This window comes from Bifidobacterium sp. LH_730, from assembly GCF_056355835.1.
Window position 1 is genome coordinate 306903 of the sequence record NZ_JBKETB010000001.1, and the last position, 21661, is coordinate 328563.

General features: G+C 63.2%; 17 protein-coding genes. 9 read left to right on the plus strand and 8 right to left on the minus strand.

Annotated elements, in window-relative coordinates; translation table 11 throughout:
• Nucleotides 1–13 precede the first annotated feature (13 nt).
• The 3 genes from AC1AUD_RS01605 (at nt 14) to AC1AUD_RS01615 (ending at nt 3612) form a co-directional block, all read left to right on the plus strand.
• The gene (locus AC1AUD_RS01605) at nt 14–205 is read left to right on the plus strand and encodes a hypothetical protein (protein ID WP_042433209.1); all 192 of its coding nucleotides are present in this window, start codon (nt 14–16) and stop codon (nt 203–205) included.
• Nucleotides 206–849: 644 nt separating this feature from the next.
• A complete protein-coding gene (gene tet(W) / locus AC1AUD_RS01610; protein WP_476571429.1) occupies nt 850–2769 on the plus strand; it encodes a tetracycline resistance ribosomal protection protein Tet(W) in 1920 nt (639 codons plus the stop codon).
• A gap of 63 nt (nt 2770–2832) precedes the next feature.
• Complete coding sequence (locus AC1AUD_RS01615; RefSeq protein WP_052297779.1) at nt 2833–3612, plus strand: HNH endonuclease family protein; 780 nt, start codon at nt 2833–2835, stop codon at nt 3610–3612.
• 3 nt (nt 3613–3615) lie between these two features.
• Here AC1AUD_RS01615 and AC1AUD_RS01620 read toward each other — a convergent pair whose 3' ends face one another.
• The 3 genes from AC1AUD_RS01620 to AC1AUD_RS01630 are packed head-to-tail and all read right to left on the minus strand — an operon-like array spanning nt 3616 to nt 5322.
• The gene (locus tag AC1AUD_RS01620) at nt 3616–4041 is read right to left on the minus strand and encodes a plasmid mobilization protein (protein WP_042433213.1); all 426 of its coding nucleotides are present in this window, start codon (nt 4039–4041) and stop codon (nt 3616–3618) included.
• 5 nt (nt 4042–4046) lie between these two features.
• The gene (locus tag AC1AUD_RS01625) at nt 4047–5117 is read right to left on the minus strand and encodes a site-specific integrase (protein ID WP_042433216.1); all 1071 of its coding nucleotides are present in this window, start codon (nt 5115–5117) and stop codon (nt 4047–4049) included.
• Nucleotide 5118: 1 nt separating this feature from the next.
• On the minus strand, nt 5119–5322 hold the full coding sequence (locus AC1AUD_RS01630; RefSeq protein ID WP_042433219.1) for a hypothetical protein: 204 nt from the start codon (nt 5320–5322) through the stop codon (nt 5119–5121).
• Nucleotides 5323–5462: 140 nt separating this feature from the next.
• On the opposite strand from AC1AUD_RS01630, the gene AC1AUD_RS01635 reads away from it, so the two are divergent.
• Nucleotides 5463–5876, plus strand: coding sequence for a helix-turn-helix domain-containing protein (locus AC1AUD_RS01635; protein WP_042433222.1), 414 nt, complete (start codon nt 5463–5465; stop codon nt 5874–5876).
• A 617-nt stretch (nt 5877–6493) separates the two neighbouring features.
• Here the strand turns inward: AC1AUD_RS01635 and guaA are convergent.
• Nucleotides 6494–8056 (minus strand): glutamine-hydrolyzing GMP synthase, encoded by a 1563-nt coding sequence (guaA, locus tag AC1AUD_RS01640; RefSeq protein ID WP_476571433.1) that lies wholly within the window; start codon nt 8054–8056, stop codon nt 6494–6496.
• 493 nt (nt 8057–8549) lie between these two features.
• Between guaA and AC1AUD_RS01645 the strand changes: the two genes are divergently transcribed.
• From AC1AUD_RS01645 to AC1AUD_RS01655, 3 genes are all read left to right on the plus strand, one after another.
• Nucleotides 8550–11027: a phosphoketolase gene (locus AC1AUD_RS01645; protein WP_476571435.1), complete on the plus strand. Its 2478-nt coding sequence runs from the start codon at nt 8550–8552 to the stop codon at nt 11025–11027.
• Between the two features lie 135 nt (nt 11028–11162).
• A complete protein-coding gene (gene pta / locus AC1AUD_RS01650) occupies nt 11163–12833 on the plus strand; it encodes a phosphate acetyltransferase (RefSeq protein ID WP_476571437.1) in 1671 nt (556 codons plus the stop codon).
• Between the two features lie 135 nt (nt 12834–12968).
• Nucleotides 12969–14195 (plus strand): acetate/propionate family kinase, encoded by a 1227-nt coding sequence (locus tag AC1AUD_RS01655; protein ID WP_476571440.1) that lies wholly within the window; start codon nt 12969–12971, stop codon nt 14193–14195.
• A 267-nt stretch (nt 14196–14462) separates the two neighbouring features.
• On the opposite strand, the gene aroA is transcribed toward AC1AUD_RS01655, so the two are convergent.
• The 4 genes from aroA to AC1AUD_RS01675 form a co-directional block, all read right to left on the minus strand.
• A complete protein-coding gene (gene aroA / locus AC1AUD_RS01660) occupies nt 14463–15803 on the minus strand; it encodes a 3-phosphoshikimate 1-carboxyvinyltransferase (protein ID WP_476571442.1) in 1341 nt (446 codons plus the stop codon).
• 93 nt (nt 15804–15896) lie between these two features.
• Complete coding sequence (locus AC1AUD_RS01665; RefSeq protein ID WP_476571444.1) at nt 15897–16583, minus strand: HAD family hydrolase; 687 nt, start codon at nt 16581–16583, stop codon at nt 15897–15899.
• The gene (gene recN / locus AC1AUD_RS01670) at nt 16580–18385 is read right to left on the minus strand and encodes a DNA repair protein RecN (protein WP_476571446.1); all 1806 of its coding nucleotides are present in this window, start codon (nt 18383–18385) and stop codon (nt 16580–16582) included. The genes AC1AUD_RS01665 and recN overlap by 4 nt, the downstream gene beginning before the upstream one ends.
• 8 nt (nt 18386–18393) lie before the next feature.
• Nucleotides 18394–19320, minus strand: a complete 927-nt coding sequence (locus AC1AUD_RS01675) for an NAD kinase (RefSeq protein WP_476571448.1) — start codon at nt 19318–19320, stop codon at nt 18394–18396.
• Nucleotides 19321–19465: 145 nt separating this feature from the next.
• On the opposite strand from AC1AUD_RS01675, the gene AC1AUD_RS01680 reads away from it, so the two are divergent.
• Together AC1AUD_RS01680 and AC1AUD_RS01685 are read left to right on the plus strand one after the other, a co-directional pair.
• The gene (locus AC1AUD_RS01680) at nt 19466–20929 is read left to right on the plus strand and encodes a TrkH family potassium uptake protein (protein WP_476571450.1); all 1464 of its coding nucleotides are present in this window, start codon (nt 19466–19468) and stop codon (nt 20927–20929) included.
• 61 nt (nt 20930–20990) lie between these two features.
• The gene (locus AC1AUD_RS01685) at nt 20991–21644 is read left to right on the plus strand and encodes an NAD-binding protein (protein WP_476571452.1); all 654 of its coding nucleotides are present in this window, start codon (nt 20991–20993) and stop codon (nt 21642–21644) included.
• Nucleotides 21645–21661 lie beyond the last annotated feature (17 nt).

Here is a 21661-nt window from a genome sequence, read left to right on the forward strand (position 1 = left end):
CGTGACGGAGCCAATGCACGACATCTCGGTCGAAGGCTTCATAGAGTCCTTCGACCGCCGATACCCGACTTTCATTCTCAAGACGTTGCTGTGCGACCGCACTACGGGGCGCAACATCATATGGGCCGACAACGAATACGAGGCCCTAGGCGACGGCTACATGGGCGATGACGAGATGACCGTCGAGAATGCTCATGTACGGTAAAGAAGCAAGCAACCGAAAACAATAGATAGACCGCCAGCACTACACTATTCCGAACCAAAGACCAAAAGATAAGCATTTTGAGAAAATCTAAACTTTTGGATTTTCCTACAATGCCGACTACGGCGGAATCCCTCCCACTCCTTATATATTTCTTTCTGTATACATTGAATTTGTATTTAGTAAAATGCAGACAACACCACGGATCGGCTTTTGGCTGGACAATTCCAACCAAACACCGCAGCAGACAGTAGAAACCATTCTGAACGTTAGGAAGCCGGTATGATTGTTACATATAAGGGGAAGAAAAATTTCTTTTAGATACTTGTTTTCCTAAAACTGATGTGATATAATAATTCAATTCCAGAAAAGGAGTAAAAAATATGCGGCAAGGTATTCTTAAATAAAACTATAATCAAATAGTGGGAACAAAGGATTATGATAGTCCCTTTTGTAGGAGCTTAGTTTTTTGTACCCAATTTAAGAATACTTTTGCCTTATCAATTTTGACATATCCCCAAAAACAGCACTCACAAACAGGTGTATGCTGTATATGTGTATGTCCGCAAATTATCATCCCCAGTGGTAAAAGTATTTTACTGCTGGGGATTTTATGCCCTTCGGGGCAGTAAAGGGAGGACAATCACATGAAAATAATCAATATTGGAATTCTTGCCCATGTAGACGCTGGAAAGACGACCTTGACGGAGAGCCTGCTATATGCCAGCGGAGCCATTTCAGAACCGGGGAGCGTCGAAAAAGGGACAACGAGGACGGACACCATGTTTTTGGAGCGGCAGCGTGGGATTACCATTCAAGCGGCAGTCACTTCCTTCCAGTGGCACAGATGTAAAGTCAACATTGTGGATACGCCCGGCCACATGGATTTTTTGGCGGAGGTGTACCGCTCTTTGGCTGTTTTAGATGGGGCCATCTTGGTGATCTCCGCTAAAGATGGCGTGCAGGCCCAGACCCGTATTCTGTTCCATGCCCTGCGGAAAATGAACATTCCCACCGTTATCTTTATCAACAAGATCGACCAGGCTGGCGTTGATTTGCAGAGCGTGGTTCAGTCTGTTCGGGATAAGCTCTCCGCCGATATTATCATCAAGCAGACGGTGTCGCTGTCCCCGGAAATAGTCCTGGAGGAAAATACCGACATAGAAGCATGGGATGCGGTCATCGAAAATAACGATAAATTATTGGAAAAGTATATCGCAGGAGAACCAATCAGCCGGGAAAAACTTGTGCGGGAGGAACAGCGGCGGGTTCAAGACGCCTCCCTGTTCCCGGTCTATTATGGCAGCGCCAAAAAGGGCCTTGGCATTCAACCGTTGATGGATGCGGTGACAGGGCTGTTCCAACCGATTGGGGAACAGGGGAGCGCCGCCCTATGCGGCAGCGTTTTCAAGGTGGAGTATACAGATTGCGGCCAGCGGCGTGTCTATCTACGGCTATACAGCGGAACGCTGCGCCTGCGGGATACGGTGGCCCTGGCCGGGAGAGAAAAGCTGAAAATCACAGAGATGCGTATTCCATCCAAAGGGGAAATTGTTCGGACAGACACCGCTTATCCGGGTGAAATTGTTATCCTTCCCAGCGACAGCGTGAGGTTAAACGATGTATTAGGGGACCCAACCCGGCTCCCTCGTAAAAGGTGGCGTGAGGACCCCCTCCCCATGCTGCGGACGTCGATTGCGCCGAAAACGGCAGCGCAAAGAGAACGGCTGCTGGACGCTCTTACGCAACTTGCGGATACTGACCCGCTTTTGCGCTACGAGGTGGATTCCATCACCCATGAGATCATTCTTTCTTTTTTGGGCCGGGTGCAGTTGGAGGTTGTTTCCGCTTTGCTGTCGGAAAAATACAAGCTTGAAACAGTGGTAAAGGAACCCACCGTCATTTATATGGAGCGGCCGCTCAAAGCAGCCAGCCACACCATCCATATCGAGGTGCCGCCCAACCCGTTTTGGGCATCCATCGGACTGTCTGTTACACCACTCCCGCTTGGCTCCGGTGTACAATACGAGAGCCGGGTTTCGCTGGGATACTTGAACCAGAGTTTTCAAAACGCTGTCAGGGATGGTATCCGTTACGGGCTGGAGCAGGGCTTGTTCGGCTGGAACGTAACGGACTGTAAGATTTGCTTTGAATACGGGCTTTATTACAGTCCGGTCAGCACGCCGGCGGACTTCCGCTCATTGGCCCCGATTGTATTGGAACAGGCATTGAAGGAATCAGGGACGCAACTGCTGGAACCTTATCTCTCCTTCACCCTCTATGCGCCCCGGGAATATCTTTCCAGGGCTTATCATGATGCACCGAAATACTGTGCCACCATCGAAACGGCCCAGGTAAAAAAGGATGAAGTTGTCTTTACTGGCGAGATTCCCGCCCGCTGTATACAGGCATACCGTACTGATCTGGCCTTTTACACCAACGGGCAGAGCGTATGCCTTACAGAACTGAAAGGGTATCAGGCCGCTGTCGGCAAGCCAGTCATCCAGCCCCGCCGTCCAAACAGCCGCCTGGACAAGGTGCGCTATATGTTTCAGAAGATAATGTAACGTCTTGCGCAATGCAAGCGTTCATTGCTGGCTATTGCGAAATATCATTGATAAAATCACGAGGTGTTCGAGTCCACGTTCGACCCCGGCTACTGCGACGCGGACATCCCCTCCGCTCCCGGCGTCGAGCGCCTGAACGTGCTGATATTCGGCCTCAAGAACTCGACGCTCATCCCGTACGTGCTCTACGTTCGCAAGAACGCGGAGTCTTCGGGCGAGGAATCCGAGGTCTTCGCCCTGCTTGAGAGCTACATCGTCCGCCGAACGCTGGTTCAGGCGACCACGAAGAACTACAACAGGCTGTTCACCTCGCTGATCCTGAACGAGGTGAAGGACGCGGAGACGCTGAGGAAGGCTCTTGAAGCCAACGAAGAGGCGACGACGTACATGCCCGGCGATGACGAGGTTCGAAGGGCGTTCGAGGAATCGTGTCTGTACAACCTTCAGTCCAAGGGCGTTCTCTATCTGCTGGAAAGCGCCATTCGCCCAGACATGAGCAGCACGGCCCTGCTCGGGTTCAACCAGTACACCCTCGAACACATGATGCCCAAGAAGTGGCGCAACAAATGGGGAGCCCTCGACGATGAGGCTGCCACGCGAAGGGACAGGAAGCTCCTCACGCTCGGCAACCTCGCCATCATCACGCATTCCCTTAACGCCTCCATCCGCGATGCCGATTGGCCCACCAAGAAGCAGGGAAAGGGATACAAGGACGGTCTTGCCCTCTGCGCCGCCGGCCTTGCGACCATGGCCGGCGCCCTGGAGAAGGAGTCTTGGGACGAGGGCGATATCGCCGATCGCGCCGAATGGCTTGCGGACAAGGCGTTGGAGGTCTGGCGTTAAACCTTACATGCGCCCCATCTCGAAGATGCTTGCGGTGTCGGAGCCCGCATCCATGACGGATGTTGTCGGCTCTTCCAAATGCGAGGTTTGCGGTGGCGCTTCCGTCACTGGTGCCTCAACCCCCTCGCCGAGCGCCAGGAAGAACCTCATCACGAGCTCGATCCTCTGCTGCAGGGACTCGCTCAGCTCGCCGTAGGAGGCCGCCAGCCGGACCTCCTTGGCCAACTCCGTCATCGTGTCCTTCAGCGCCTTCTGAACGCTCACAGAGGGCTTCACCTCGACCTTGGTATCGGTCAGCTTGGCGATGATGTAGTCCTGCCTGCTCATGCCGCTCCAAGCTGCCATCTCGCATATGAGCTTGTGCTCCTCGGGCGTACAGCGGAACGCCATCGTCTTGCTGCGCTTGCGGGCGCTGTTCTCGCACGGCATCCTTCTTACCCCCTCGCCCCGTCGAGCGCGGCGGCCATCTCGTCCTGCTTCGTGGGGAACAGGTGCGCGTAGCGGTAGGTGATGTCAACCGCCTCGTGGCCCATGCGCTCGGCGATGGCAAGCGCGGAGAACCCCATCTCGATCAGCAGGCTCACATGGCTGTGGCGTATGTCGTGTATGCGGATGCGCTTCACGCCAGACGCCTTGCACCCGCGCTCCATCTCATGGGCCAGGAAGTGCTTGGTCACGGCGAACAGGCGCTCGTCGGGGGCGACGTCGTCGCGCATCTCGATGAAGTCCGCCATCTCGTCGCGCAGGAAGGCGGGCATGACGATCGTGCGCACCGACTTGGGCGTCTTGGGGTCGGTCACGGTGTCCATGCCGTGGAGGCTCTGGTACGACTTGTTGATGCGCAGCCGCGAGCTCTCCAGCATGAAGTCGGACGGCGTGAGCGCCAGGAGCTCGCCGCAGCGGATGCCCGTCCAGTAGAGCAGCTCGAAGGCGTGGAACGAGAGAGGCTTGTCCATGATGGCCTCGCTGAACCTCAGGTACTCGTCCTTGGTCCAGAACTGCATCTCGCCGCCCTTCTTCGACCCTATCTTGTCGACCCTGCGCACCGGGTTGTCGGTGAGGCCGTAGTAGCGCTCGGCGTGGTTGAAGATGGCGTTGAGCTGGTTGTTCACCGTGCGCAGGTACGTCGGCGCCCAGGGCTTCCCGTCGGCGTCCCGGTGCTCGGTGAGCTCGTTTTGCCACCTGATGACGTCGATCGGCCTCACGTCGCACATGCGCATGTCCCCGAAGAACGGCACGAGCTTGTCGTTGATGATGTACTCCTTGGTGATCCACGTGTGCTCGCGTATGCGCGGCTTCACCTCGGAGGCGTACACCTCGACGAACTCGGAGAACGTCATGTCCATGGCCCCGCCGTTAAGGCTCTTGAACTGGCTCTCCCACACTGCGGCCTCCACCTCGGAGGAGAAGCCGCGCTTCGTCTTGTGGCGCTTCGAGCCGCGGGCGTCGCGGTAGTAGCACTGCACGTAGAACGTGCCGTTGTTGTCATCCTTGTACACGGGCATGTCAGTCCACCTCCGGGAAGTACAGTGCGTCGAAGACGTCGCTTCGGACGCGCCCGCGGATAACCACGCGCCCGCGCGCCTCCTGCTCGGCGTTTATCCTCCTGATCACCTCGTAGGCGCTGCCTTTCTTGATCCTCAGCAGCTCCGCGACCTCGTCGGCGTCTAGCATGTGAGGCCTCGGCGTCTTCGCCACCTTCTCGTCCATGGCTCCTCCAATCAACAGCGTACGTATATGTACGGTTTACAGATTGAGAGTAAACGTACGCATCCGTACTGTCAATAGAATTGCGTACATTTGCGTACGCTGATAAGATGTGCGGGTACGTAATTCCAGGAGGAGGGCGCATGTCCGTAGGCGAGAACATAAGGCGGTACCGCAAGTTGCGCGGCATGACGCAGGCGCAGCTCGCCGAGGCGGTCGGTCTGACCGAGGGGGCCGTGCGCCATTACGAGAGCGGCATCCGCGCCGTCAAGCCCGAGCTGCTCGAGTCCATCTCCGCCGCGCTCGGCGTTTCCGTCAACGCCCTCAAGGATTACGGCGTCGAGACCGCGGGCGACCTCATGTCGCTGCTCGTGCGGCTCGAGGACTCCTTCGGCATCGTTCCCGCAGCCGACGGCTCGGGCCTCTCCCTGAACCCCAAGGCGCCGCACGCTCCCAAAGCCGCGATGGCGATCGAGCTGTGGGCCGAGAAGCGCGCGCAGCTCGAGAACGGCGAGATCGACGCCGACGAATACGAGGGCTGGAAAGCCTCGCTGTAGCGGCTCCCCGCATTTCGCAACCAGCGCAACCGAATCAGGACGCCAGGCTAGGCGGTGAGCTCCGCCCGCTCCTGCGTCTGCTGAGTTTTTACTCCCCATTGCATGTCAAGGCATTTTCGGCGCTCCTGGGGAGTAAATGACGCGGTGGCTTATATGACGGCACGCGACAGCACGCCGCGGCATTTCCCCTGATTACTCCCGTTTTCCTTGAGACGGTGAGATTCTTTACTCCCCATTAACGACCTGGGGAAACGCCGTGCGGAGACCGCCGAAAAGCCTATTGAGTTCGATTTGAGTTTCACGGGCCCCGAAACGGCCTCGTTTCGTCCTCGGGGACAAAAACCGCGCGTCTACTCATTTGGGATGAATCCTTACTCCCATTCCTCCGAATACCGCCCAGTGCTTTGCCGTCTTGAAATACGGGGAGTAAATGGCGAAATCGCAGGTGAAAGGGAGTAAATAGGCAAAGAAAAAGCCTCCGTTCCAACATGGGAGCGGAGGCTAGATTATCGTATTTACTCACCGCCGTCGCCGGTGGCTTTGCCATGACTGTCGTACGAAACGAAACTCAGCGGCACAGCGCGGCACTCAAAAATGCAGGTCAGAACCCTATCGGCCTACTCCCACTCGATGGTTGCCGGGGGCTTGCTGGTGCAGTCGAGCACCACGCGGTTGATCTGGCGGCATTCGTTGGTGATGCGGGTGGAGATGCGGGCGAGGACGTCGTAGGGGACGCGGGACCAGTCGGCGGTCATGGCGTCCTCGGAGGAGACGGGGCGCAGGACGATGGGCGAGCCATAGGTGCGCTCGTCGCCCTGGACGCCGACGGAGTGGACGTCGGCCAGGAGGACGACGGGGCACTGCCAGATGTCGCGGTCGAGGCCGGCGCGGGTGAGTTCCTCGCGGGCGATGGCATCGGCTTCACGCAGGAGGTCGAGGCGTTCCTTGGTGATTTCGCCGATGATGCGGATGCCGAGGCCCGGGCCGGGGAACGGCTGGCGCCAGACGATCTCGTCGGGCAGGCCGAGCTCGGTGCCGATGGCGCGCACCTCGTCCTTGAAGAGGGTGCGCAGGGGCTCGACGAGCTCGAACTTCAGATCCTCGGGCAGACCGCCGACGTTGTGGTGCGACTTGATGTTGGCCGCGCCGTCGCCGCCGCCGGATTCGACGACGTCCGGATAGAGGGTGCCCTGCACGAGGAACTTGACTTCCTTGCCGGCGGCGCCGGCCTCCTCGATGACCTGGCGCTGGGCCTTCTCGAAGGTGCGGATGAACTTCTCGCCGATGATCTTGCGCTTGCGCTCGGGCTCGGAGACGCCCTTGAGGGCGGTCAGGAAGTCCTCGGAGGCATCCACGGCGATGAGCTTGATGCCGGTGGCCTCGACGAAGTCGCGCCTGACCTGCTCGGCCTCGCCCTTGCGCAGCAGGCCGTGGTCGACGAAGACGCAGGTGAGCTGCTCGCCGATCGCGCGGTGCACGAGCGCGGCAGCCACGGAGGAATCGACGCCGCCGGACAGGCCGCAGATCACCTGGGCGTCGCCGACCTGTTCGCGGATCTTGGCGACCTGCTCCTCGATGATCGAGGAGGCGTCCCAGTCACGCCCAAGTCCGGCGCAGTCGTGGAGGAAGGTCTCGATGAGCTCCTGGCCGAGAGGCGTGTGCTTGACCTCGGGATGCCACTGGACGCCGTAGAGCTTGCGGGAGGGATCCTGCATGGCGGCGACGGGCGCGCCTTCGGTGTGGGCGAGCACTTCGAAGCCGGCGGGCGCGGAGGTGACGGCCACGCCGTGGCTCATCCATGTGCTCTGGTCGGCCGGGGAGCCGGCGAGCAGGCCAGTGGCGTCGTCGATGACGGTGGCCGTCTTGCCGTATTCGCCGAGGGCGGCCTTGTCGACGTCGCCGCCGAGCTCATGGGCCATGACCTGGAAGCCGTAGCAGATGCCGAGCACGGGGACCCCCGCCTCGAAGATCTTCGTGTCGATGGTCGGCGCGCCGGGCTCGTAGACCGATGCGGGGCCGCCGGACAGGATGATGGCCTGGGGATCCTTGGCCAGCATCTGGTCGACGGGCATCGAATGGGGCACGAGCTCCGAGTAGACGTTTGCCTCGCGCACGCGGCGGGCGATGAGCTGGGCGTACTGCGCGCCGAAATCGACGACGAGCACCGGTCCTGTTGCCATGGGACTCCCTTTCGAAACTTCGGTGGATGTGGGCTCGCCCATGTCCCTATATATAAGGTGTGGGATACAGGTGGGCCGATGCCTTCGATTATGGCGGTCTTCGCAGACATTGCGGCACGCGGAGCGGGCACGACGCGGGGATGGCGAAAACCGCACATTTGCGCTCGTTTCCCCGCCAACACGCCGGCTGACGTCACTTCGAAACGAACGCTTCGAAACCATGGGAATCAGTTGATATCGCTGGAATCACGCCATTTTCTTGTCATCGACACGAAAAATTCATATTCACAACACGGCCATCTTTTTATAACTTTTTTAAACAAATAGCAAACATTTTCAAACACACCCGCAAATAAACGGCCAGAAGTCGCCTTCACCACATATCATGTAAGGCGATTGGGAACGCGGTTCCTAGACGCCGCAAGGCTTGTGGGAACCACGCGACCTACCAACAATATCAATCGCACAACAGTGCAGGAGTACAGGAGTACACATGACGAATCCTGTTATTGGCACCCCCTGGAAGAAGCTGAACGCTCCGGTTTCCGAGGAGGCCCTCGAAGGCGTTGACAAGTACTGGCGCGCCAGCAACTACTTGTCCATCGGCCAGATCTACCTTCGCAGCAACCCGCTGATGAAGGAGCCCTTCACCCGTGAGGACGTCAAGCATCGCCTCGTCGGCCACTGGGGCACCACCCCGGGCCTGAACTTCCTCATCGGCCACATCAACCGCTTCATCGCCGACCACGGCCAGAACACGGTGATTATCATGGGCCCGGGCCACGGCGGCCCCGCCGGCACCTCCCAGTCCTATCTGGACGGCACCTACACCGAGACCTTCCCGAAGATCACCAAGGACGAGGCTGGTCTGCAGAAGTTCTTCCGTCAGTTCTCCTACCCGGGCGGCATCCCGTCCCACTTCGCCCCGGAGACCCCCGGCTCCATCCATGAGGGCGGCGAGCTGGGCTACGCCCTGTCCCACGCCTATGGCGCCGTGATGGACAACCCGAGCCTGTTCGTGCCGGCCATCGTCGGCGACGGCGAGGCCGAGACCGGCCCGCTGGCCACCGGCTGGCAGTCCAACAAGCTCGTGAACCCGCGCACCGACGGCATCGTGCTGCCGATCCTGCACCTCAACGGCTACAAGATCGCCAACCCGACCATCCTGTCGCGCATCTCCGACGAAGAGCTCCACGAGTTCTTCCACGGCATGGGCTACGAGCCCTATGAGTTCGTGGCCGGCTTCGACGACGAGGACCACATGTCCATCCACCGTCGCTTCGCCGAGCTGTTCGAGGCCATCTGGGACGAGATCTGCGACATCAAGGCCGCCGCCAACACCGACGACATGCATCGCCCGTTCTACCCGATGATCATCTTCCGCACGCCGAAGGGCTGGACCTGCCCGAAGTTCATCGACGGCAAGAAGACCGAGGGCTCCTGGCGTTCGCACCAGGTCCCGCTGGCCTCCGCCCGCGACACCGAGGAGCACTTCCAGGTCCTCAAGAACTGGCTGGCCTCCTACAAGCCCGAGGAGCTCTTCGACGCCAACGGCGCCGTGAAGGACGACGTCCTGGCCTTCATGCCCAAGGGCGAGCTGCGCATCGGCGCCAACCCGAACGCCAACGGCGGTGTGCTGCGCGAGGATCTGGCCCTGCCGACCCTCGACGACTACGAGGTCAAGGAAGTCAAGGAGTTCGGCCACGGCTGGGGCCAGCTCGAGGCCACCCGTCGCCTGGGCACCTACACCCGCGACGTGCTCGCCAAGAACATGGGCCAGTTCCGCATCTTCGGACCGGATGAGACCGCCTCCAACCGTCTGCAGGCCGCCTATGAGGTGACCAACAAGCAGTGGGACGCCGGCTACATCTCCCCGCTGGTCGACGAGCACATGGCCCACTCCGGCGCCGTCGTCGAGCAGCTGTCCGAGCATCAGTGCGAGGGCTTCCTCGAGGCCTACCTGTTGACCGGCCGTCACGGCATCTGGAGCTCCTACGAGTCCTTCGTGCATGTGATCGACTCCATGCTCAACCAGCACGCCAAGTGGCTTGAGGCGACCGTCCGCGAGATTCCGTGGCGCAAGCCGATCGCCTCCATGAACCTGCTGGTCTCCTCGCACGTGTGGCGTCAGGATCACAACGGCTTCTCGCACCAGGATCCGGGCGTCTCCTCCGTCATGCTGAACAAGACGTTCAACAACGACCACGTGACCGAGATCTACTTCCCCTGCGACTCCAACATGCTGCTGGCCGTCGCCGAGAAGTGCTACAAGTCCACCAACAAGATCAACCTGATCTTCGCCGGCAAGCAGCCGGCCGCCACCTGGCTGACCCTCGACGAGGCCCGTGAGGAGCTCGCCGCCGGTGCCGCCGAGTGGAAGTGGGCCTCCACCGCCAAGAACAACGACGAGACCCAGGTCGTGCTCGCCTCCGCTGGCGATGTGCCGGCCCAGGAGATCATGGCCGCCGCCGACATGCTCAACAAGATGGGCATCAAGTTCAAGGTCGTCAACGTGGTTGATCTGGTCAAGCTCCAGTCCACCAAGGAGAACGACGAGGCGATTTCCGACAAGGACTTCGCCGAGCTGTTCACCGAGGACAAGCCGGTGCTGTTCGCCTATCACTCCTATGCCCACGACGTGCGCGGCCTGATCTTCGACCGCCCGAACCACGACAACTTCAACGTGCATGGCTACAAGGAGCAGGGCTCCACCACCACGCCGTTCGACATGGTTCGCGTCAACGACATGGATCGCTATGCGCTCACGGCCGAGGCCCTGCGCATGATCGATGCCGACAAGTACGCCGCCGAGATCGACAAGCTGGAGGCCTTCCGCACCGAAGCCTTCCAGTTCGCGGTCGACAACGGCTACGATCACCCGGATTACACCGACTGGGTGTATTCCGACGTGAAGACCGACAAGCAGGGCGCCGTCACCGCCACCGCCGCCACCGCCGGCGACAACGAGTGATAACACCTTGCTCGGATCCTATCCGCTGATCTGATCCGAGCAAAAGGCCCGTGGGTTCACGCCCACGGGCCTTTTGCATGTGTAGAATATGGTGTTGGTCCATATAACAAGTTGTCATCAAAGGAGACCAACATCGTGACCGTCACCCGCGTCTATATCGCAAGCCCGGAAGGCGCCAATGGGCGCAACGTCGTTGCCTACGGCGTGCTCAAGGCCCTTACCACCAAATACAAGACCGCTGTCTTCCGTCCCGCGGTCTCCAACCACGACGAATTCACTCCCGTGTTGCTCGACGCGTCCAACGCCGGTCTTGGTGTGACCCTGTCCACCGGACTGGATGTGCACGAGGTGCGCCGCGACAAGGACGCCGCCCGCGGGGATATCGTCGCTAAATTCGACGACGCGATGGATGTCTCCCGTGCCGACGCCGCGCTGATCGTCGGCACCGACCGCTCGCATGTCAACGACCCGACGAGCTACGAATTCAACGCCAACATCGCCGCCGACCTACAGGCGGGGGTGTTCCTCGCCGTCTGCACGATCGACCGCTGGCCCCACGAGCTCGACGAAACCGTGCAGCTGTCGATTGAAGGCATGGAGAAGGCCGGCAACAAGGTGCTCGGCATCTTCGTGACCGGCTGCGAGCCGCGCCATGCCGTCTCCGTCAAGCAGACGCTGGCCAAGTACGGCCTGCCGGTGTGGACGATTCCGCAGACGCCGTTCACCACCCGCGAGCAGGCGGCCGACGCACTGGCCACATTCCAGGCGCATGTGCCCACCGAGGAGGTGCTGCGCGCGCTCGACACGGACGTGGACTTCCCCGTCACCGCATATCGTTTCCAGCACAGCCTGCTGGGCAAGGCCAAGGGCAACAAGAAGACCATCGTGCTGCCGGAGGGCGAGGAGGATCGCATCATCCGCGCCGCCGACTATCTGCTCGAGCGCGAGATCGTCAATCTCATCATCGTCGGTGACCGTGAGGCGATCCTCGCACGCGGCACTGAACTGGGACTCAAGTATCTCGAGCGCGCCCGCTTCCAGGCGATGGCTGACGAAACCGTGCTTAAGCCCATGGTCGCCAAGCTGTGCGAGCTGAGGGCCAAGAAGGGCATGACCGAGGAGCAGGCCCGCAAGACCCTCACCGATGCCAGCTATTTCGGCACGATGCTCGTCGTGCTCGGCTATGCGGACGGACTGGTCTCCGGTTCGATCAATTCGACCGCCAACACCGTGCGCCCGGCTCTGCAGGTCATCAAGACCAAGCCCGGCCAGAAGCTCGTCTCCGGCGCGTTCCTCATGTGCTTCAAGGACCATGTGGCCGTGTTCGCCGACTGCGCGATCAACCTCAACCCCGACGCCGAGCAGCTCGCCGAAATCGCGCTGCAGTCCGCCGAGACCGCGAAGGCCTTCGGCATCGACCCGAAGGTCGGCATGCTCTCCTACTCCACCCTCGGCTCCGGCAAGGGCCCGGACGTGGACCTCGTCGAGGAGGCCACCCGTCTGCTCAAGGAACGCGCGCCCGAGCTGCCTGTGGTCGGCTCCGTCCAGTTCGACGCCGCCTGGTCCCCCACCGTGGCCGCCACCAAGGCCAAGGGCAACGAAGTCGCCGGACATGTCAACGTGTTCGTGTTCCCCGATCTGTGCGCGGGCAACATCGGCTACAAGGCCGTGCAGCGCTCCTCCAGCGCGCTGGCCATCGGCCCGGTGCTGCAGGGCCTCAACAAGCCCGTCAACGATCTCTCCCGCGGCGCCCTGGTCCAGGACATCATCAACACGATCGCCCTGACCGCCATCGAAGCGCAGTGATCTTCCAATCGCATCCATTGCGCACATCGGCGCTCCCCATATGGGGAGCGCTGTTTTGTAGCAAGTCAAGAGTAATCTAATCAACGGTAATCCGCGTGCCAGCGGAACAAGCAATCACAATGGAGGATGCCCACAATGGCAAAAACCGTCCTTGTCATCAATTCCGGCTCCAGCTCGATCAAGTACCAGCTGGTCGACCTTGAATCCGGCGACGCCCTCGCCTCGGGCCTCGTCGAGAAGATCGGCGAGCCGATTGACGGCGATTACACGCACAAGGTCAACGGCGAGAAGCACAAGCTCTCCGAGCCGATCCACGACCACGAGCAGGGCCTCAAGCGCGTGCTCGGCTTCTTCGACGAGTTCGGTCCGAACCTCAAGGACGCCGGCATCGTGGCCGTCGGCCACCGCGTGGTCCAGGGCGGCTCCATCTTCCCGCAGCCGGCCCTCGTGACCGACAAGACCATCGGCCAGGTCAAGGATCTGGCGGTGCTGGCCCCGCTGCACAACGGCCCCGAGGCCAAGGGCGCCGAGGTCATGCGCCAGCTGCTGCCCGAGGTTCCGCAGATCTTCGTCTTCGACTCCTCCTTCTTCTTCCAGCTGCCGAAGGCCGCCAGCACCTATGCCCTGAACAAGGACATCGCCGAGAAGTACCATATCCGCCGCTACGGCGCCCACGGCACTTCCCACGAATATGTCTCCTCCGTCGTGCCCGAGATCGTCGGCAAGCCTGCCGAAGGCTTGAAGCAGATCGTCCTGCACGTCGGCAATGGCGCCTCCGCCTCCGCCGAGGTCTCCGGCAAGCCGGTCGAGACCTCCATGGGCCTGACCCCGCTCGAGGGCCTGGTCATGGGCGGCCGCACGGGCGACATCGACCCGGCCGTGGTCTTCCACCTGATCCGCAACGCCCACATGAACGTGGACGAGCTCGACGCCCTGTTCAACAAGAAGTCCGGCCTGACCGGCCTGACCGGCTACGGCGACATGCGCGAGGTGCATCGCCTGGCCGAGGAAGGCAACGAGGACGCCCAGCTGGCCCTGGACATCTACACGCACCGCATCGTGAGCTACATCGGCAACTACACCTATCAGATGGGCGGCTGCGATGTGATCACCTTCACCGCCGGCGTCGGCGAGAACGCGACGTGGGTGCGTAAGGCCGTGTGCGACAAGCTCGCCCCCTTCGGCGTCAAGCTCGATGAGGCGAAGAACGAGGAGCGTTCCTCCGAGCCGCGCATCATCTCCACCCCGGACTCCTCCGTGATCATCGCCATCGTGCCGACCAACGAGGAGCTGGCCATCGCCCGCAAGTCCGCCGCCATCGCCGAGGCCGGCGAGGACAGCTACGGCAACAAGGTCGCCTGAAGCTTTAGGCTGCCGTAATATCGAGAAAACCGCTCCTCACCGGGGCGGTTTTCTTGGTTTTATGAAGCCTCCCCTGTCATCCTGAGCAGGGCCCAGCCCTCCCTGTCATCCTGAGCGAAGGCCATGGGCCTGAGTCGAAGGATCCCCGTCGAGATCCTTCGACTACGCCGCTTTGCGGCTCCGCTCAGGATGACAGAGAGAGGTGGCCTTCGCAGGCTAACGGAGAGGCTTCCTTATTCCGCCTCGCGTGGTCGTCTTATATGATCGCTATGCGATCATGGACGACCACATATCCACGAAATCGGGCAGCGTTTTGCGCGTGGTGGCCACATCTCTCACGCGCACGCCCGGAATGCGCAGGCCGAGCATCGCGGCGAAGGTGGCCATGCGATGATCGGCGTAGGTCTCCATATCGGCGCCATGCAACTCCCCCGGCGCCACCGGCGTGATCTCCAGGCCGTCCGGAAGCTCGCGGGCCTGTCCTCCCACGCGGGCGATCTCGGTGACCAATGCCTCGAGGCGGTTGGTCTCGTGGCCGCGCAGATGGCCGATGCCGACCATGCGCGTCGGCTTGTCCGCGAAGACCAGCACGGCGGCCAGCGAGGGGGCGATCTCGCCGGCGGCGGTCAGGTCGAAGTCCCCCAGGCCATGGATGACGCCGTCCGCGGGGGCGCTTACCTCGCAATGCCGTGTGCCGGTCGCATCGGTCGGGAAGGACACGCTGGCGCCCATGGACTCCAGATATCCGGGCAGCAATCCGCCGGGCTGGGTGGTGGCCTCCGGCCAGTTCGGCACGCGCACCGTGCCGCCGGCGATCAGCGCGGCGCCGAGGAACGGCGCGGCGTTCGACAGGTCGGGCTCGACCACGACCCGTTCGGGCAGTTGCACCGCGCCCGGCTCAACCCTCCACACACGCGATTTTTCGTCGGCGGAGGCATCCACTCCCGCGGCCCCGAGGTCGGAGACGGTCATGCGGATATGCGGCAGACTCGGGGTCCTCTCCCCCGTGTGGCGCAGTTCCAGGCCGCCCGGCATGCGGGCGCCGACCAACAACAGTCCGGAGATGAACTGGGAGGAGCCGGACGAGTCGATGGACACGATGACCCGACGCTGCGGCAGCGAGGCCGGTGGCGTGACGGTGAACGGCAGACGGCCTTCGGCGCCATGATAGTCGATGCGTGCGCCAAGCTGCTCGAGCCCATCGAGCACCGGCTTCATCGGACGCGCATAGGCCTGCTCGTCGCCGTCGAAACGCACCGGGGCGTCGGCCAGCAACGCCAGTCCGGGCACGAAGCGCATCACTGTGCCGGCCAGTCCGCAGAAGACGTCGGCACCGCCGACGAAGCGCCCGGAATCGGGCGGCGTGACGGTGACGGTCGTCGGCGTAGCGGGATCGGCCTCGCAGCGCACGCCGAGCGCCTCGAGCGCCCCGATCATCAGATCGGTGTCCCGCGAGCGCAGCAGTCCGACCAAAGTGACCGGTCGATGGCCCAATGCCGCGAGGATGAGATAACGGTTCGATAACGATTTGCTGCCCGGCACCCGGACCGTCGCATCCAATGGACGGACGGCATGCGGCGCGGGCCACAGGCCCTTGGATTCGCTCATGCCTCCCCATCGTAATGGCCGCACGGCACAAGCCGCATATTGAGGGAAGCGGAGGCGCCCGTGGAATCGGCGGGCACCGGGCCGGCCAGTCGGCTACAGCGCCATGGGCGCACGGTCGAAGCCGTCGAACAGGATGCCGTCGGCCTCCTCGCAGATGGCAGGCCAATCTCCGGCCGAGGAATCGTCTTGCATGGCCCACACGCGCATGCCGACGGACCGCGCCGAACGGATGGCCACGAGCAGATCCTCGAAGACCGTGCAGTCGCGGGGCTCGACGCCCAGGCGCGAGGCCGCTAGCAGATAGACGTCGGGATGGTCCTTGCCCACGTCGCCGACGTCATCCACGGAGACGACCTCGTCGAAGAAACCGTCGATGCCGACATGCGCCATGGCCGCCCCCCGCAGCGCGGGAGGCAGCGAGGTGGCGACGGCCAGACGCGCTCCCGTGGCCTTGAGCCGCCTGAGGTAATCGACCGCGCCCGGCTTCGCCTCGACGACGGTGGCATACATGACCCGGGCCATCTCATCCCATTCGTCCATAAGCGCCTCGGGCGTGTCGGGCAGGTGGAAGCGGGAGATCGTGTATTCGGCGATCTGCCGGAATTGCATCGAGGCGACCTTGGCCGAATAATCGTCCGGCACATCGATGCCACGCTGGGACAAGAAGTCGATATCGACCTGGTCCCACACGCCCATCGAGTCGAGCAGCGTGCCGTCGAGGTCGAAGATCGCGGCCTTGCCCGTGTTGTCGATATGGGTGGCGTCGTCGATCCGCGTCATGGCAGCCTGCATTCGTCGATCAGTTCGCGGGCGTGATCGAGGGAGGCCTCGGTTTCGGTGCCGGAGAGCATGCGGGATATCTCACGCACCCGTTCCTCGCCGCTCGCCTCGGTCACGACGGTGGCCACGCCGTCGTCGCCCCGCCCCTTGGCCACGACGAACTGGGCGTCCGCCCAGGAGGCGACCTGCGCCAGATGGGTGACGACGATGACCTGCGCCGAACGTGCCAACGTGGCCAGACGCGCGCCGAGTTCGGCCGCCGCCTTGCCTCCGACGCCGGCGTCCACCTCGTCGAAGATGAAGGTCATGGACGGCACGTCGTGCCCCTCGCCTGGCTCGGCGAGACGCCGGTCGGCGGCCGCCAATTCGAGGGCGAGCATCAGACGGCTCAGCTCGCCGCCGGAGGCCGACCGTCCCATGGGCAGCTTCGGCGAGCCGGGGAACGGGGTGAACAGGAACGCGATGTCATCGCGGCCATGCGCATCGAGCGCGCCGTCGCCCTGGCGCGGCGTGACCTGAATCTCCAGCGCCGCGCCGGCCATGGCCAGCGACCCCAGCTCATCGGTGACCTTGGCGGCCAGATCCGCCGCGGCGCCGGCGCGCGCCCGGCTCAATGCATCGGCGGCGGACAGCGCCTCGTCGAGAAGCCCGGCCCGTTCCCGCTCGAGGTCGGCGACCTTCTCGGGCGAGGCGTCGAGATCCTCGACCTCGAAGACGGCCCGCTGCCGCCATGCGATCACATCGGCCAAAGTGGGGCCGAACCGCCGGGTGAGTTCGCCCAGCTCATGGATGCGCGCGTTGAGCGCGTCGAGGTCTCCCTCGCCGCCTTCGCCATCGAGCTGCCCGGATAGGGAGAAGACCACGTCCTCGAGTTCGGAGGCGAGCGCGTCGAGCCGGTCCGCCAACGTGCGGAGGGTCCCGTCGTCCACATGGATGGCGCGCAGGGATTGCGCTGCCCGTCCGATCAACGCCGAGGCGCCTTCGCCATCGGCATCGACGTCGAGCTGGGAGGCATCGAGCGCGGCCAGAGCCTGCGAGACCCCCCGCGCGATCTGTTCGGCGTTCTCGATGCGGGCGCGGCGCGCCTTGAGATCCTCGTCCTCGCCGGCCTTGGGATCGACCCGGTCGATGCGGGCGATGGATTCGCGCAGATAGTCGGCCCGCTGGCGTGCGTCGGATTGCTGGTCGCGCAGCCGTTCCAGGCGTTCGTCCATGGCCTTGAGCGCGCGCCAGGCGGCGCGATATGCCTCGAGCTCGGTCCGGTCGCCGGCCACATCGTCGAGGAAGTCGCGCTGACGCGCGGCGGAGGCGATCTTCAGTTGGTCGGACTGGCCGTGGATCGTGATCAGTTCGCCGGCGACCGCGGCAAGCACCGAACGGGGCACCGTGCGTCCGCCGAGCACGGCGCGGGAGCGCCCGGAGGCGGGCACCGAACGCGACAGGAACAGCTCGCCGTCCTCGGCCTCGACACCGGCCTGTCGGGCGGCCGCCAAAGCCGCGCCCACACCGGCCTCGATGCCGTCTGCGCCGGCGCCGGTGTTTGCCTCAGCATGCTCCTCGAGGGCGGCATCCGCCTCCCCGGCAAGCTCGGGAAGCGCGAATACGGCCTGCGCCCATGCCTCGTCGGCGCCTTCGGAAACGCGCCCAGCATCGGCGGAGTCACCGGAGACGAGGCGCACGGCGGAGAGCAGCATGGATTTGCCGGCGCCGGTCTCGCCGGTGATCGCGGTCATGCCTCGCGCCGGCGTGATGACGGCCGAGCGAATCGGGCCCAGATTGCGGATGGAGAGTTCCTCGAGCATCGCGCGTCTCAGCCTTCCGCCGGGAGACGGCGCCCGTGGTGGCGCGCATCGTCGCCACGCGCCTGCTCGCGCCAGCCGACGACCGGCAGATCGAATTTGGAGACCAGACGGCTTGTGAACGGCGCGCCGGAGAGGCGGGCCAGCCGCAGTGTGTCACGCGAGGCGCGCACCTCGACGCGCGTGCCCTTGGGCAGGGCGCGCTGGCGCCGGCCATCGCAGCAGATCCAGCCGTCGGAGGTGGAGTCATCGAGGATATCCAGCGTGAAGGCGGAGTCCGCGCCGATGACCAGGGGACGGGCGAACAGGGCGTGCGCGGCCAGCGGCACCAGCTGCAGGGCCTTGACATTGGGCCAGATGATCGGACCGCCGGCAGAGAAGGCGTAGGCGGTGGAGCCGGTGGGCGTCGAGACGATCACGCCGTCGGCGCCGAAGGAGCTCATCTCCACATCGTCGACGCGGATCGACAGCTCGACCATCTTGCCGCGGTCGGCGCGCTCCAAGGTGATGTCGTTCAGCGCCCAATCCTCGATCGGCCGGTCGGCTCCGGGCAGCCACACGTCCACATGCGCGATCATGCGCTCGTCGATCGAATAGTCGCGCGCGGCGACGCGGCGTATCGCCTCGTCCATCTGGAAACGCTCGAATTCGGCGAGGAAGCCGACATGTCCCATATTGACGCCGAGAATCGGCACACGCGTGCAATGGACCAGCTCGGCGGCCCCCAGTATCGTGCCGTCGCCTCCCAGCACCACGACGATCTCGGTGTCCTCGGGCACGACCTGCGTGCTGGCGCCGTATTCCCCCGCCGCGATGCCGTCGTTGACACTCACTTCGAATCCCGCGTTGCGCAGCCGCTCCACCGCGTCCGACACGACGGTGCCGCTTTCACGCAGTCTGGGGTGGGTCACCACCACCGCATGCCGTCTGACCGCCATGCGCGTCCCTTCCGATATGCCGTCACAAACATGCCCATCCTATCCGAGGCATCGAACAGATTCCGAGGGCCCGGGATGACACATAGCCCCCGGGCTCCTACAATGTCCCATGTCACGAACGAGAGGCGAAGGAGACGAACCGCTGATGGCGGATCCGCTATTCGACGAAGCGTCCGCGAACCGCGAGGCCTCGCGAGGGCTGGCCTGGTGGTTCGCCGACGAGAATTTCCAGCAGCAGGCGGCCGACGAGCGCCGCCCGCGCAAGCGCAGCCTCACCTACCATCTGTTCTCCCATCCGGGGCGCCTGTCGCTGATCTACTACGTCTTGCTCATCGCCGTGGTCACCGGCCTGCTGCTCATCCCCGCATCCTCGCGCGAGGAGGGATCCACCGACCTGGTCACCGCGTTCTTCACCGCGGTCTCCGCGCTGTCGACCTGCGGCATTCCCGTGGTGAACACGGCCGAGCATTGGACCACGCTCGGCCAGGCCATCATCCTGATCTCCGTGCAGCTCGGCGGGCTCGGAGTGATGACCTTCGCCTCGCTGATCACGCTTGGCATCAGCCGGCATATCAAGGTGCAGCAGCGGGTGCTGGCCGCCAATGAGCTCGGCACGACGAAGCTGTCCGAGGTCCGCGGCGTGCTCACCGTGGTCATGGTCACCACCTTCGCCATCGAGGCGATCACCTTCGTGGCCCTGTTCCCCGGCCTGCTGCGCATCAACGACTACCGCCTGTCCGCCACGGCCTGGGAGGCGCTGTTCTACGCCGTCTCCTCATACAACAACACCGGCTTCACGCCGGACGCGGCCGGCCTGCACGTCAACTCGTGGGCGGTGGGACTGCCGGTGCTCGTCGCCGCCTTCATCGGCACGCTCGGCTTCCCGGTGATCCTCAACCTCGTGCGCTCCGCCCGGCTGCGGCTCTCCCCGCGCCGCTGGACGCTGCACACCAAGCTCACCCTGGTCACCACCTTCGCGCTCGTCGCCGTGTCCCTGATCTGGTTCCTCGCCTCCGAATGGGACAATCCGTTCCTCTTCAAGAACGCCGACGCCTCGACCAGGCTGCGCTCGGCCCTGTCTGCGGCGGTGATGCCGCGTTCGAGCGGCTTCGACCTGTCGTGGGTGCCGCAGGTGAGCGAGGAGACGAAGGTGTTCATGTCGGGCATGATGTTCATCGGCGGCGGCTCCTCGTCGACGGCCGGCGGCATCCGCGTGACGACCTTCGCGGTGATCCTGCTCATCTGCCGCACCGCCTTCACCGGCCGCCACGACGTCAACGCCTTCCACCGCCGCATCCCCACGCGCATCACGATGACCGCGGTGAGTGTGACGACCGCATGCTTCGCGCTGATCGTCGTCTCCTCGGTGTCGCTGATGCTGGTGACCGGCAGGTCGCTGACCGACGCGCTGTTCGAGACCTGCTCGGCCTTCAGCCTCGGCGGATACACGGTGGGCGTGGCGAATCCCGACAACCCCGCCTCCCTGCTGATCCTCGCCTTCGTGATGATCGTGGGACGGCTCGGGCCGATGACGATCGCCTATTCGATCTCGCAGCCGCGCGCGCCAGAGGCGGTGCGATATCCGGTCGAGTCGATCGTCGTCGGCTGACGCGGGCGGGCGCGCAAGGCATAAGGCATACTGAAAGAACGCATACAGGAGGCAAACGGATATGTCGGAACACGGCAAAAGCGTGCTGGTGGTCGGTCTGGGCCGCTTCGGCAGCGCGGTGGCCACGACGCTCGACCAGATGGGCCAGGATGTGCTCGCCGTCGATAGGGACATGGAATTGACGACCCGCTGGTCGGCGTATTTTCCCACGGCGCAGGCCGATATGACCGATGTGATGGCCGTCGAGCAGATCGGCGCGGCCGATTTCGATACGGCCGTCGTGGCGATCGGCGACAGCGTCGAGGCCTCGGTGATCACGGCCGGCAACCTGCTGGACGCGGGCATCGCCGACCTGTGGGCCAAGTCGGTGTCCAAGGAGCATGCGCGCATCCTGCAGCGCATCGGCGCGCGGCACATCATCAACGCCGAGACCGACGCCGGCAAGCGCGTCGGGCATCTGGTGGCCGGCGACTATCTCGACTACATCGAGATCGAGGGCCCGCACACGGTCGTCAAGGTGCACACTCCCGCGCATGTGGTGGGCATGTCGATCGCCGACGCGAAGGTGCATGACCGCTATGGCATCGTCGTGGTCGGGCGCAAGGCGCCGGGCCGTGATTTCGAATACGGCGCCAACGAGCTAGTCATGCACCGCAACGACGAGCTGATCCTGGCCGGCCCCGCCAAGCAGATCGACCGTTTCATCGCCGGCTGAGCGCTCCCCGCATTCGC